General features: G+C 45.9%; 11 protein-coding genes. 3 read left to right on the forward strand and 8 right to left on the reverse strand.

Annotated elements, in window-relative coordinates; genetic code table 11:
- The first annotated feature begins 14 nt into the window (after nt 1-14).
- A complete protein-coding gene (locus CLOSA_RS04690) occupies nt 15-1,403 on the forward strand; it encodes a glycine--tRNA ligase (RefSeq protein WP_013271622.1) in 1,389 nt (462 codons plus the stop codon).
- A gap of 144 nt (nt 1,404-1,547) precedes the next feature.
- On the opposite strand, the gene CLOSA_RS04695 is transcribed toward CLOSA_RS04690, so the two are convergent.
- From CLOSA_RS04695 to CLOSA_RS04715, 5 genes are all read right to left on the reverse strand, one after another.
- Nucleotides 1,548-2,018: a cupin domain-containing protein gene (locus CLOSA_RS04695; RefSeq protein ID WP_013271623.1), complete on the reverse strand. Its 471-nt coding sequence runs from the start codon at nt 2,016-2,018 to the stop codon at nt 1,548-1,550.
- A 222-nt stretch (nt 2,019-2,240) separates the two neighbouring features.
- Nucleotides 2,241-3,194: an ABC transporter permease gene (locus CLOSA_RS04700; RefSeq protein WP_013271624.1), complete on the reverse strand. Its 954-nt coding sequence runs from the start codon at nt 3,192-3,194 to the stop codon at nt 2,241-2,243.
- On the reverse strand, nt 3,191-4,300 hold the full coding sequence (locus CLOSA_RS04705; RefSeq protein WP_013271625.1) for an ABC transporter permease: 1,110 nt from the start codon (nt 4,298-4,300) through the stop codon (nt 3,191-3,193). The genes CLOSA_RS04700 and CLOSA_RS04705 overlap by 4 nt, the downstream gene beginning before the upstream one ends.
- Nucleotides 4,297-5,832: an ABC transporter ATP-binding protein gene (locus tag CLOSA_RS04710; RefSeq protein WP_013271626.1), complete on the reverse strand. Its 1,536-nt coding sequence runs from the start codon at nt 5,830-5,832 to the stop codon at nt 4,297-4,299. The genes CLOSA_RS04705 and CLOSA_RS04710 overlap by 4 nt, the downstream gene beginning before the upstream one ends.
- A gap of 227 nt (nt 5,833-6,059) precedes the next feature.
- Nucleotides 6,060-7,229, reverse strand: coding sequence for a BMP family lipoprotein (locus CLOSA_RS04715; RefSeq protein ID WP_013271627.1), 1,170 nt, complete (start codon nt 7,227-7,229; stop codon nt 6,060-6,062).
- A gap of 236 nt (nt 7,230-7,465) precedes the next feature.
- Here CLOSA_RS04715 and CLOSA_RS04720 point away from each other — a divergent pair, with 236 nt between their 5' ends.
- Nucleotides 7,466-8,797 (forward strand): MATE family efflux transporter, encoded by a 1,332-nt coding sequence (locus CLOSA_RS04720; RefSeq protein WP_013271628.1) that lies wholly within the window; start codon nt 7,466-7,468, stop codon nt 8,795-8,797.
- 265 nt (nt 8,798-9,062) lie between these two features.
- Complete coding sequence (ppdK, locus tag CLOSA_RS04725; protein WP_013271629.1) at nt 9,063-11,690, forward strand: pyruvate, phosphate dikinase; 2,628 nt, start codon at nt 9,063-9,065, stop codon at nt 11,688-11,690.
- 134 nt (nt 11,691-11,824) lie between these two features.
- On the opposite strand, the gene CLOSA_RS23120 is transcribed toward ppdK, so the two are convergent.
- Genes CLOSA_RS23120 through CLOSA_RS04740 form a run of 3 tightly spaced genes read right to left on the reverse strand, consistent with a single transcriptional unit; the run spans nt 11,825 to nt 13,496 of the window.
- Nucleotides 11,825-12,352 (reverse strand): hypothetical protein, encoded by a 528-nt coding sequence (locus tag CLOSA_RS23120; protein WP_013271630.1) that lies wholly within the window; start codon nt 12,350-12,352, stop codon nt 11,825-11,827.
- Complete coding sequence (locus tag CLOSA_RS04735) at nt 12,352-12,927, reverse strand: chromate transporter (protein ID WP_013271631.1); 576 nt, start codon at nt 12,925-12,927, stop codon at nt 12,352-12,354. The genes CLOSA_RS23120 and CLOSA_RS04735 overlap by 1 nt, the downstream gene beginning before the upstream one ends.
- Nucleotides 12,927-13,496 carry a chromate transporter gene (locus CLOSA_RS04740; protein ID WP_013271632.1) on the reverse strand — a complete coding sequence of 190 codons (570 nt, stop codon included), beginning with the start codon at nt 13,494-13,496 and terminating at the stop codon, nt 12,927-12,929. Before CLOSA_RS04740 ends, CLOSA_RS04735 begins: the two co-directional genes overlap by 1 nt.
- Nucleotides 13,497-13,550: the final 54 nt, after the last annotated feature.

The following is a 13,550-nucleotide window of genomic DNA, read 5'->3' on the forward strand; positions in this document are numbered from 1 at the left end:
GAGAGGTTAAGATCATGGAAAAAACAATGGAAAAGATAGTGGGACTTGCAAAGTCAAGGGGATTTGTATATCCTGGTTCCGAAATTTACGGCGGCCTTGCCAATACCTGGGATTACGGCAATTTAGGTGTAGAACTGAAGAACAATGTAAAAAAAGCATGGTGGCAGAAATTTGTTCAGGAGAGTCCCTACAATGTGGGCGTGGACTGTGCCATATTGATGAATTCCCAGACCTGGATTGCTTCCGGACATTTAGGCGGCTTTTCTGACCCTCTGATGGATTGCAAGGCATGCAAAGAGCGTTTCCGTGCAGATAAGCTGATTGAAGATTATATGGCTGAAAACAACCTTACGGTGGAAGGCTCCGTGGATGCCTGGTCTCAGGAAGAGATGAAAAACTACATCGATGAAAAGAATATCTGCTGCCCAAGCTGCGGAAAGCATGATTTTACAGATATCCGCCAGTTCAATTTAATGTTCAAAACCTTTCAGGGAGTGACAGAGGATGCCAAGAACACTGTTTACTTAAGGCCTGAAACCGCCCAGGGTATTTTTGTAAACTTCAAGAATGTTCAGAGAACCTCCCGGAAGAAAATTCCATTTGGAATCGCACAGGTGGGTAAATCCTTCCGCAATGAGATCACACCTGGAAACTTTACCTTCCGCACCAGGGAATTTGAACAGATGGAGCTTGAATTTTTCTGTGAACCGGAAACGGATCTGGAATGGTTTGCATACTGGAAAGAATTCTGTATCAACTGGCTGAAGACTCTGGGGATCAAGGATGATGAGATGCGTGTCAGGGATCATGAGAAGGAAGAGCTTTCCTTCTACAGCAAGGCGACCTCTGACATTGAATTCCTGTTCCCGTTTGGCTGGGGCGAATTATGGGGAATTGCGGACAGAACAGATTATGACCTGACACAGCACCAGAACACCTCCGGACAGGATCTCACTTATTTTGATGACGAAAAAAAGGAGCGGTACGTACCCTATGTGGTAGAGCCGTCTCTGGGAGCTGACCGTGTGACCCTTGCATTCCTATGTGCCGCATACGACGAGGAGGAAATCGCAGAAGGGGATGTGCGTACCGTACTTCACTTCCATCCTGCCATTGCTCCTGTAAAAATCGGGGTACTGCCTCTTTCCAAGAAGCTGAACGATGGTGCAGAAAAGGTATATGAAGAGCTTTGCAAATATTATAACTGTGAATTTGATGACAGAGGCAATATTGGAAAGCGTTACAGAAGGCAGGACGAGATCGGGACTCCGTTCTGTGTTACCTATGATTTTGATTCAGAAGAGGACTTTGCAGTAACCGTACGCGACCGTGACACCATGGATCAGGTAAGAGTTCCCATTGCTGAACTGAAAAGCTATTTTGAAGATAAGTTCCGTTTTTAGGCATAATGCTTCCTTCTGAAGGGAGATCTACGGGATTTTATAAAAAAGTGCAGAGAGAGGCTGGTCGCCTCTCTCTGCACTTTTTTTATAATAAAATCTCCGCCGGCTTAAAAGTCTGCTTATCGTTTCTTTTGTATTCAATGGTTATTCCTCTGCATCAGAATCCGCTTTTGTCCAATGAACCGTACCAAAAGAATGCTCTATGGGAGCATAGATGGAATATAGCTTTAATGGCTCATTGCCGGTATTTATAATATTATGCCAGGTATTAGCGGGGATGAGAACGGCACAATTTTCATTGACAGATTGTTGAAACGTCAGATGATAGGGACTGTCTCCCATAAGCAGCAGTCCTTCTCCTGCTTCCACTCGGATGAACTGGTCTACCTCAGAATGATTTTCCAGGCCGATATTACTATCTGCCGGGATGCTCATGAGAGTAAGCTGCATGTGATTTCCGGTCCAGCGGGTAGTACGGAAGGTAGGGTTTCGAAGGGTATCGTGGACAATGTTCAGCACAAGCGGTGACGGCCCATAGTCATTCGCATCCCAGGTGAGATAAGTATTGTCCGATATACAGTTAGACTGGCAGGTAAAGCAATTACAGGGTATCATAGGCTCACTCTTTTCGTGCATTGTAATGTATTATATGGAATGGACTTTTACCCGTGACAGGTATTGAAGATAAATCCTAAGAATTTGCGGAAGTACAGGGACCGCGGCCGATTAAGAGGCAGACGGCAGAAGAAGAGGCCGGATGCAGGGAGATAAAAAGAGGCAGCAGCAAAAAGGAATATCCGGTGAGAATTCTCTTTTTTGCTGCTGCCGTTTTCTTTGTTACCTCTGTCCCTTATCGTATGGAATGCCCTCTGCTTTAGGAGCCTGAGAGTTTCTTGAGGTGAAGATCAGTACAATCAATGTGATAATATAAGGTACCATCTTGTAAAAATAGCTTGGAATACCGATTGCGTTTAAAAACGGGATTCCGGAATAAGCGGATGCGATAGCCTTCATAAGTCCGAAGAACAATGAGGCAAGCATGATGTTCACCGGCTTCCATTGACCGAAGATCAAAACGGCCAGAGCCAGGAATCCGTATCCTGCTACGTCTGCATTAAAATTGGTGGAGGTAGGAACCACAAAAACCAGTCCTCCAAGCCCGCCAAGAGCACCGGAAATCAGAACGCCTGCATACTGCATGTGGTATACGTTGATACCGGCGGAATCTGCTGCCTGAGGATGCTCGCCGCAGGACCGGAGCCTTAAGCCGAATCTGGTTTTATAAAGGACAATGGCTGAGAGCAAAAAGATAGCGATACCGATATAAGTGGTAATATAGGCGTTCTGGAACAGGAGAGGGCCGAAGAACGGAACCTTTCCCAATACCGGAACAGACGCAATGCGGAAGGTATTGTTAAACTGTACCTGCTGCACGTTCTGGATAACACGGGCTATGAATATGGCAAAGGCGGGAGCAAACATATTTAAAGCCGTACCGCTGATGACCTGATTGGACTTCATGTTAATGGAAGCATAAGCGTGGAACAGGGAAAATACCATACCGGTGGCCATGGAGATCAGCACTGCAATGATGAGCTGGAGCTGACCGCTCATAGAGCTGCCTGTAAAATGGATAAACAGGATCCCCGTAAAGGCTCCCATGATCATGATTCCTTCCAAAGCGATGTTGATGATACCGCTTCTTTCGGAAAACATGGCTCCTAAGGCTACGATCATGAGAGGAATCATGAAATACATGGTCTGCTGGAATATGAAATAAATTACGTTCATGATTTCGTTCCTCCTTCCTTCTCTGCTTCTGTTTTTGCAGCCTTCTGCTTCTGGATCTTGGCAAGTATGATTTTTACCATAAGGGCAAAGGCGCTGAAGTAGATAATTACTGCAACGATAATATCAATGATTTCCGTAGAAAATTCCAGAAGCTGCAGGTAAAAGCCCCCGGCTGTCAAGTATGCAATAAAGATGCCGGAGAAGAGAACTCCGATGGGGTTGCTTAAGCCCAGCAGAGCAACGGAAATCCCCGTAAAGCCTTCCGATGCCAGCACATCCTTGATCTCAATATGTTTCCCTGTGCCAGCCAGGTATAAAAGTCCTCCGGCTAGTCCGGCAATCGCGCCTGCGATCATCATGGACAGGATAATGCTCTTTTTTTCATTGATACCGGCGTATTTACTGGCATCCCGGTTAAAACCTACAGCTTTTAATTCATAACCAAAGGTGGTCTTGTTTAAAAGGATCCAGATCAGGATCACCGTAATGATGGCAATGAGGATCCCTCCGTTTACACTGGAGCCAGGAAATATTTTATCAAGGCCCATCTTCGGGATATTGGCTGTAGCCGCCACATTCCGGGATTCATTGCGCAGGTTATTGAACAGGGGCTTATAGCTTTTTACAATCCAGTTTACCAGATACATGCCGATGTAGTTCATCATTATGGATGCGATTACTTCATTCACGTTGAAATAAGCCTTTAAAAGTCCGGGAACAAGCCCCCATACCGCACCCAGGATAATGCTTGCAAGCAGAGCTGCCACCCAATGGGCTGGTCCTAAGGATGTCCAGAGGATCCCCACATAGACGGCACCGAAACCGCCCATAATAAACTGTCCGGGAGTACCAATGTTGAACAGTCCTGTTTTAAAAGCAAATCCGACGGAAAGACCGGTGAGGATAATGGGGGTGGCATAATAAAATACCTGTCCGACTCCCTTGGCTCCATGGGTAAATGCCCCCGATAAAATTGTTGCAAATCCGGGAAGTGCCTGTTTCGGATTGCAGAGGAACAAAATGATCAGGCCTACAATTAATCCCAGCACAATGGCAAAGACAGAAGAGAGAAGGCCTGTATGGTCCTTGATCTGTTTTGGTTTCATGATTTGCCACCTTCTTTCTTTGCGCCTGCCATATAAAGACCCAATTCCTGAACCGTGACGTTCTTGGGATCTAAGTCGGCTACGATTCCGCCTTCAAATATAACCAGAATCCGGTCGCTTAAATTCATGACTTCATCTAATTCCAGAGATACCAGAAGGATAGCGGCTCCCGCATCTCTTTGCTTTATCAGCTGCTTGTGGATGTATTCAATGGCACCCACGTCCAGGCCTCTGGTAGGCTGAACGGCCAGAAGAATGTCAGGAGCTTTTGAGATTTCCCGGGCCACGATGGCCTTTTGCTGGTTACCGCCTGACATACTGCGGCTGGTGGTAAAGGGGCCTTCGCTGCTTCTTATATCATAATCCTGGATGAGCTTTTCCGCGTATTCATAAATCTTATCATTCTTTAGGAACGTACTGCTTTGGAATTCCTTTTCAAAATACTGCTGAAGGACCAGGTTATAAGCCAGGTTATAATCCAGAACAAGACCGTGTTTGTGGCGGTCTTCCGGTATGTGGGACAATCCATGAGTGTTTTTGTAGCGAATGCTCTTTTTGGTCATGTCTTCCCCGTTAATGGTGACAGTACCGGTGCTCATGTCAGAAATGCCGGTGATGGCATGGATGAGCTCTGTCTGGCCGTTGCCGTCAATACCGGCGATACAGACGATTTCGCCTCTCTTTACCTGGAAGGAAACATCATGTACCAGCTTCTTTGTCTGTCCTTCCCGTTTTGCCTCTACAGAAAGGTCCTTTACTTCCAGCACAACATCTCCTGGTTTGGAAGGTCCTTTGTCAACGGTCAGGTTCACCTTGCGGCCAACCATCATCTCTGACATTTCTTCAGGCGTTGTATCTGCAACATCTACCGTTCCAATATATTTACCGCGGCGCAGGACAGAACAGCGGTCCGCAACCGCCTTGATTTCATTGAGCTTGTGGGTGATGAACAGGATGGATTTTCCTTCCTTTACCAGGTCTTTCATGATCTGCATCAGTTCATCAATTTCCTGAGGAGTAAGAACCGCAGTCGGTTCGTCAAAAATCATGATTTCATTGTCGCGATAAAGCATTTTTAAGATTTCAACCCTTTGCTGCATTCCAACGGTAATATCCGATATGATTGCATCCGGGTCCACAAACAATTTGTATTTTTCGCTTAAATCCATAACTTTTTTACGGGCATCATCCATTTTTAAGAACCCGCGTTTCGTGGTTTCAATGCCCAGAACAATATTCTGGAGCACGGTAAAATTCTCTACCAGCTTAAAATGCTGGTGAACCATGCCAATACCCAAAGCATTGGCATCCAGAGGACCGGTAATTTTTTCATCCTTGCCTCTGACCCTGATGACGCCTTTTTCCGGCTGGTACAGGCCGAATAAGACACTCATGAGCGTGGATTTTCCTGCACCGTTTTCACCAAGCAGGGCGTGTATCTCACCTTTCTTTAATTGAAGAGTGATGTCATCATTGGCGATGATACCAGGAAATTCTTTTGTGATGTGAAGCATCTCAATAATGTAATCCATAAAATCCCCCTTAATTCGGTACCTGTCTATGGGACCTGGTTAATAAAATATGCCTTGTATTTTTCTGCTTTTAAGAAAATAAAAAAGAGATGCCGTAAGAGACCAGGTCTGTTCTGACTGGTGAGTCAAACGGCATCTCCTTTCCTCATTCTTCACCCGTTTTTTGGGGCAGAGACACCTCGCTTTATCGGGTGTAAAGGTATGCCCTAAGGGTGCCTTTTTGCAGTTTATTCTACAAAGGTAATTTTTGTCTTTTCAAGCTTTAAGTCAACCGTAGGATTGTTGTTATCCTTGGAAGGCTGTACCAGTTCGATTTTACCGTCTTTTAACTGGGTAAAGATGGCATCATAATCCTGCTGTGTGAACTTGGTGAATTTGGAAGTTTCCATAGGAAGTCCGATACCATTGTTCTTAGCTGAGAAAATGCTGGTTTTTCCGCCTGGGAAAGCATTGTCATAGAATGCCTTAACTCCGTCGTATACGGAAACGGACAGCTCTTTCATAGCAGAGGTGATGACAGTATTGGATTCGTAGCTCTGGTCTACGTCAACCCCAATAACCTTAGCGCTTTTTTCTTCTGCCGCAGCCATTGCAGAGTTGCCGACTGCACCGCCGCATCCGAAGATCACTTCAGTTCCGTTCTGGTACCAGGAAGCTGCCATGGACTGTGCTTCCGGAGTAGCAGCAAATGCGCCTGTGTAGTTGTACATAATTTCTACGTTGTCAATTCCCATTTCCTTTGCTGCAAAGTCAGCACCTTCCGCAAAGCCGTAACCGTAACGGATAACAGCAGGTACTGCCATACCGCCTAAGAAACCAAGCTTTGTATAGCCGTCTTTTACTGCAGCATAGCCGGCTAAGAATCCTGGCTCATCTTCCTGGAACAGGATTGGCATTACATTAGCCTCTGTTTTGAATTCTGAATAGTCTGCATTATGGGGTTCGCCATCCAGAAGGATGAAATGTACATCCTTGTACTGCTCCTGAGCAAGGAACACAGGCTCTTCAAATAAAAAACCGGGGCAAACAACTAATTTGGCACCGCCTTCAATGGCAAGGCCGATGGTCTCAAGATAGGAATCTGTGGTTCCTTCCTGGGGCTGGTAGTACTTGTAGGAAATCTTATTTTCCTCTGCATACTTCTTCATGCCTTCCCATGCACCCTGGTTAAAAGACTTATCATCAATAGTTCCTAAGTCTGTAACCAAAGCAAGCTCGTACCCATTCTCAGACTTTTCTGAGGCTGCAGCGGTCGTCTCTGTTGTTTTCTCGGCAGCGGTGGTGGTTTCCGCAGGTGCGGCAGTTGTTGCGCCGCCGTCTGGTTTGGATGAACCGCATCCGCTTAAGGTTGCAGCCATCATGACCGCCATCACTAATGCTAATGCTCTCTTTTTCATAATCTTAATTTTCCTCCTGTTATTGATTAATTTTAGAGATAACATTAATGTACCACATTTTCCCTCCGGAAACAATCTCATTTGGTATTATTTTACAGAAAAATTCTAAAATTACTGGATCATTTTATGGAATATATTCCTAAGGCTTGAATATAGCGTATAACTTTCCTGAATTAACTTGTGATTTAAGAAAAAAATGATAAACTGGTAAAAGACTTGAAAAAAGGGGGACGTATATGAAGAAATCAAACCTGCTGGAAGAACCGGTGAAGAAATTGTTTTTAAGGTATCTGATGCCCTCCATCAGCGCCACGCTGGTCACCTCCATTTATATACTGGCGGATACCCTGATGATCGGACGGGGAGTAGGCGCCATCGGGATTGCTGCCTTAAATCTTCTCCTGCCCTTATACAGCCTGTTTTTCGGAACCGGTATGCTGTTCGGCGTAGGCGGAGGGGTGCTTTTATCCATTTCCAAGGGAAAGGGTGATGAACATGGGGCCAGGGAGTATTTTACGTCCGCCCTTTACATGGCAGCCCTGGCAAGCGTGTTCTACGTGGCCTCCGGGCATCTTTTGTTTGATTCTGTAACAAAATTTCTGGGTAGAAATGAAACCATGGATCCCTATGTGAGGGAATATGGAAGGATCCTGATCTCAGGGGCGCCTGTATTTCTTTTTTCTTCCCTTTTGCAGTCCTTTGTCAGAAATGACAGGGCACCTAAGACAGCCATGGCGGCAGTGATATCCGGAGGCGTCACCAATGTAATCCTGGATTATATTTTCATTTTTCCTATGAACTTAGGAATGGCGGGTGCCGCGGCAGCCACAGTGACAGGTACCTGCCTGACCCTTGCCATTCTCCTTGTCCATTTATTTACCAGGGGCAGCTCCTTAAAAATTGTCCTTCGGGTCAAAGGGAGGAAGGCAGGAGAGATCCTGGTAAACGGTCTTGCCAGCTTCTTACTGGAGACCTGCAGCGGAATTGTCATGTTTTTGTTCAACCGCCAGCTTTTGGCTTATGTCGGTGACCTTGGAGTGGTGGTTTACGGCATCATCTCCAACAGTGCCCTGATCGTCGCATCTATTAATAACGGCATCTCACAGGCCGCCCAGCCAATTCTGGCCATGAATTACGGGGCCGGTAAAACAGAGAGGTTAAAGGAAACACGGAGAATGGGAGAACTGGCCGCGTGCTTTGCCGGTGTGGTGTTCGCAGGAGCGGGAATGCTTTTCCCGGCTCTTGTGACAGAGGCTTTTGTAAAGCCCGGGGATGAGATTTTAGCCATGTCGGTCCCTGCTGTCAGAATTTATTTCCTCTCCTTTCTTCCCATGGGATTCAACATACTGTTCAGCACCTGGTTCCAGTCTGTGCTGAAGCCGGGAAATGCCTTGTTGATCTGCCTGATGAGGGGGCTTATCCTAAGCAGTGTTCTGGTATTCCTCCTGCCAATGGCAATGGGAGTAAACGGCATCTGGGCCGTCATGCCGGCGGCGGAGCTTATGACTCTTGCAGTCTGCTTCATATTACTGAAAAAGCAGAAATCTGTCTTGCCAGAAAATTTCTGAATTTGTCATAAAAATAAGGAAGTCAGTTAATCGTTTTTTGACATAAAATTCGCATATGCGAACTAGAATCGCATATCAGAAAATGACAGAATATGGAAGCACTTTCAGAATAATTGTATTGAAAAAAGAGCTAATTTTTGGTAATAATTAAAGAAACCCCCTTTACTAGCGTTTGAATTATGCTATAATATCTGCAGGGCTTTTCCGCAAATGAAACCGGTAGAAGAGCCGAACAACCAACACATTTTGAGGAGGAAATATACTTATGGCAAGAAAATGGGTTTATTTGTTTACCGAAGGCAATGCAAGCATGAAAAACCTGTTAGGAGGAAAAGGCGCCAATTTGGCAGAGATGACAAATTTAGGACTTCCTGTTCCCCAGGGATTTACCATAACAACAGAGGCTTGTACTCAGTACTATGAGGATGGCGAAAAGATCAACGAAGAGATCATGAGCCAGATCATGGAGCACATCAATAAGATGGAAGAGATCACCGGAAAGAAATTCGGAGATAAGGAAAATCCTCTTCTTGTGTCTGTTCGTTCCGGTGCAAGAGCATCCATGCCCGGTATGATGGACACCATCTTAAACCTTGGTTTAAATGAAGAAGTAGTGGAAGTTCTGGCTGCAAAATCCGGTAATCCACGATGGGCTTATGACTGCTACCGCAGATTTATCCAGATGTTCTCCGATGTTGTTATGGAGGTAGGGAAAAAGTATTTTGAAGAGCTCATCGATAAGATGAAAGAAGAAAAGGGTATTACAGAGGACGTGGATTTAACAGCGGATGATTTAAAGGAGCTTGCAAATCAGTTTAAGGCTGAGTATAAGGAGAAAATCGGTGCAGATTTCCCGTCAGATCCCAAGATTCAGCTCATGGAAGCCATCAAAGCGGTTTTCCGTTCCTGGGACAACCCGAGAGCAAACGTATACCGCCGCGACAACGATATTCCATATTCCTGGGGAACTGCCGTAAACGTTCAGATGATGGCGTTTGGTAACATGGGCGAGACCTCCGGTACCGGTGTTGCATTTACCCGTGATCCGGCAACCGGCGAAAAGCACCTTATGGGCGAGTTCTTAATGAATGCACAGGGCGAGGACGTAGTTGCCGGTGTCCGCACTCCTCAGAAGATCGACCAGTTAAAGGACGTTATGCCGGAAGCCTATGAGCAGTTCATAGGAATCTGCGGCAAGCTGGAAGACCACTACAGAGACATGCAGGATATGGAGTTTACCATTGAAGATAGAAAGCTTTACATGCTTCAGACCCGTAACGGCAAGAGAACCGCTAAGGCGGCTTTAAAGATTGCCTGTGACCTGGTTGATGAAGGCATGATCTCAGAGGAAAAGGCAGTGAAGATGATCGATCCGAGAAATTTGGATACTTTACTCCATCCTCAGTTTGATGCGGATGCATTAAAGAAGACAGAACCCATCGGAAAGGCTCTGGCAGCATCTCCGGGAGCTGCTTGCGGAAAGGCAGTATTTACTGCTGACGATGCAAAGGCATGGCATGAAAGAGGCGAGAAGGTAGTTCTGGTTCGTCTTGAGACTTCTCCGGAAGATATTGAAGGAATGAAAGCTGCTCAGGGTATCTTAACCGTGCGCGGCGGTATGACTTCCCATGCAGCCGTTGTTGCCCGCGGTATGGGTACATGCTGTGTATCCGGCTGTTCCGAAATCGTTATGGATGAAGAGAACAAGAAATTCACCCTGGCCGGCAAGGAATATCATGAGGGAGACTGGATTTCTCTTGATGGCTCCACAGGAAAGATTTACGACGGCATTATTCCTACTGTAGATGCTTCCATCATCGGAGAGTTTGGAAGAATCATGGCATGGGCCGACAAATACAGAAGACTGAAAGTAAGAACCAATGCAGATACGCCGGCTGACGCTAAGAAAGCAAGAGAGCTGGGTGCAGAGGGAATCGGTCTTTGCCGTACGGAGCATATGTTCTTTGAAGGAGACAGAATCGACGCATTCCGTGAGATGATCTGTTCCGATACTGTGGAAGCGAGAGAAGCAGCTCTGGAAAAAATTCTTCCGGTACAGCAGGGGGACTTTGAGGCATTGTATGAGGCTCTGGAAGGAAATCCTGTTACCATCCGTTTCTTAGATCCGCCTCTTCATGAGTTCGTTCCTACAGAGGAAGATGATATTAAGAAGCTGGCAGACGCACAGGGCAAGACCGTTGCTCAGATCAGGAGCATCATTGACTCCTTGCACGAGTTCAATCCAATGATGGGACATCGTGGATGCCGTCTGACAGTCACCTATCCTGAGATTGCTAAAATGCAGACAAAGGCAGTGATCCGTGCAGCCATCAACGTACAGAAGGCACATCCTGACTGGAATGTTTGCCCGGAGATCATGATTCCGCTGATCTGTGATGAGAAGGAATTAAAGTTTGTTAAAAAGATTGTTGTTGAGACAGCGGATGCTGAGATCGCAGCAGCAGGAAGCAGCTTAAAGTATGAAGTAGGTACCATGATCGAGATCCCAAGAGCATGCCTGACCGCTGATGACATTGCAAAAGAAGCAGAATTCTTCTGCTTTGGTACCAATGACTTAACTCAGATGACCTATGGCTTCTCCCGTGACGATGCAGGCAAGTTCTTAAATGCTTACTATGATACCAAGATCTTTGAGAATGACCCATTTGCAAAACTGGATCAGACCGGTGTCGGCAAGCTTATGGAAACAGCAATCAAGTTAGGCAAGGGAGTTCGTCCGGAAATGCATGTTGGTATCTGCGGCGAGCACGGCGGTGATCCTTCTTCCGTAGAGTTCTGCCATAAGATCGGTCTGGATTATGTGTCCTGTTCTCCATTCCGTGTTCCGATTGCAAAGCTTGCAGCAGCACAGGCGGCGCTTAGCGAGAAGTAATTTTTGGTTTTGATCCAAATAGAATTATAGATAAACTGGAATCAACAGATTTTCAGTGGAGACAAACAGGTCCATCAGCATAGCTGATGGACCTGTTTGTTTGCACGTATTTTGTATGGTATTTATCATAATATCTAGACAACGATAAGTTCGTTTTCCTGTTCCAAGTAGCGGCAGAACACAAAAATGCCGCAAAGTATTTCGGGGCTGAACTCTTCCCGGGAATCCAGATCCCAGCCGCCCATGCCCCCTCTGTGCATAACAGAAAGAATCCCCTGGCCCGAACCATCGGACAACAGGTAATTTTGGCTGTTGATCATTTTCAGATGAGCGGAAAGGTTTTGCAGTATCAGGTCAGCAGAATCTACACGAGGCATTCTGTAAACCGGCCATCCTGCAACAGAAGGATCTTCCCCTTCTGCATATTTTGGAAAACCGGTCATCAATATCTCCTCGTTCCTATTTTTTAATAAATACTTTTTAGGGCAAGCGTCCCTGCTATGTTCTCCCGTCGTCCGTTCCATAAAGGTGAGAAATTGTTTCTCTCCTACATAAATCTGCTTTTCAGAACCGCATAAGCGGTTTTTAATGCCTGCAAGGGCAGGGCTTAAGTTTTCTTTTTCTCTTTTGTAAAGGGTTCCGGATTTTATAAAATAGTTCATTATATCCCTCCTCCCGGGAAAAGTTGATAAAAGACCAGACCTAATATTCCGGAGCATGTCATAACAAGGATAGGGTTTGGTTTCCACCTGCGCAATACAGTGATTGCACTTAAAAATATGAAAACGGCCACCCAGTCAGTCCTGGGAATGGAGATGATTCCATCATCTCCCCAAAACGATGAAAGCAGCAAGGTCACGCCGGCACTGGCGATCATGGCCACCACGGCGGGCCGCAGCCCGGAAAGAATTCCCTGGACCATTGTAAGGGACCTGTATTTATAATAGATATGGGCCAATACCGTCACTATGATACAGGAAGGCAAAACACAGCCCAAAGTCGCCGCCAATGCCCCCGGGAGGCCTCCTATCTGAATTCCCACAAAAGTTGCCGAATTGATGGCAATGGGACCGGGGGTCATCTGGGAAATCGTGATAATGTCGCTGAACTGAGTCATGGTCAGCCAGGGATGAATCTCCACCACCTGCCGCTGGATAAGAGGCATAGAGGCATAACCGCCCCCAATACTGAAAAGTCCGATTTGAAAGAAACTCCAAAATAAATGAAAATAAATCATTATCTTCTCCTCCTTGTCTGCCGTTCTCTATGCCATGTATCCAATGCTCCCACAATACCGCAGACTAAGATAATCGGAATTACATTCACTTTGAAGATACAGGCTGCGGTAAATGCGCTGAGAAGCACTGCCAATAAAAGCAGACGTTTTTCCTGCAATATTGGACGGGCCATGGTGATCACCACATCAAAAATAACGGCCACCACACCTGCGGCCATACCTCTCATGATGAGATTTACCATAAGGTTATTACGAAAGGCCACATAAAAGAAAGAGATCACAGACAATATAATCAGGGGGGGCAACACCGTACCTAGTACGGTTACAAGGGCTCCTATGATTCCTGCAATACGGTAGCCGATAAGTATGGATGCATTCACCGCAATGGCACCGGGGGCTGACTGGGCGATTGCCGTAAGGTCCAGCATTTCCTCCTCCTCCAGCCAATGGAGCTTTTCCACAAATTTTTTTCTCATCAGCGGAATGATTACAAAGCCGCCGCCAAAGGTAAATGCACTTAATTGAAAGGTTGAGGCAAATAATTGCCAGTATATTCTGCTTTTTTTCACGGTTTATCCTCCTGTTCCTTTAGTATAGCACTTGCAGATCTATAATAAAAATAG

This window comes from [Clostridium] saccharolyticum WM1 (assembly GCF_000144625.1).
Lineage (GTDB): Bacteria > Bacillota > Clostridia > Lachnospirales > Lachnospiraceae > Lacrimispora > Lacrimispora saccharolytica.

Coding starts and splice junctions, on each gene's coding strand:
- CLOSA_RS04720 (WP_013271628.1), top strand. CDS start 7,466: ATGAAGAAATCAAACCTGCTGGAAGAACCGGTGAAGAAATTGTTTTTA.
- CLOSA_RS04690 (WP_013271622.1), top strand. CDS start 15: ATGGAAAAAACAATGGAAAAGATAGTGGGACTTGCAAAGTCAAGGGGA.
- CLOSA_RS04710 (WP_013271626.1), bottom strand. CDS start 5,832: ATGGATTACATTATTGAGATGCTTCACATCACAAAAGAATTTCCTGGT.
- ppdK (WP_013271629.1), top strand. CDS start 9,063: ATGGCAAGAAAATGGGTTTATTTGTTTACCGAAGGCAATGCAAGCATG.
- CLOSA_RS04695 (WP_013271623.1), bottom strand. CDS start 2,018: ATGATACCCTGTAATTGCTTTACCTGCCAGTCTAACTGTATATCGGAC.
- CLOSA_RS04715 (WP_013271627.1), bottom strand. CDS start 7,229: ATGAAAAAGAGAGCATTAGCATTAGTGATGGCGGTCATGATGGCTGCA.
- CLOSA_RS23120 (WP_013271630.1), bottom strand. CDS start 12,352: ATGAACTATTTTATAAAATCCGGAACCCTTTACAAAAGAGAAAAAGAA.
- CLOSA_RS04735 (WP_013271631.1), bottom strand. CDS start 12,927: ATGATTTATTTTCATTTATTTTGGAGTTTCTTTCAAATCGGACTTTTC.
- CLOSA_RS04700 (WP_013271624.1), bottom strand. CDS start 3,194: ATGAACGTAATTTATTTCATATTCCAGCAGACCATGTATTTCATGATT.
- CLOSA_RS04705 (WP_013271625.1), bottom strand. CDS start 4,300: ATGAAACCAAAACAGATCAAGGACCATACAGGCCTTCTCTCTTCTGTC.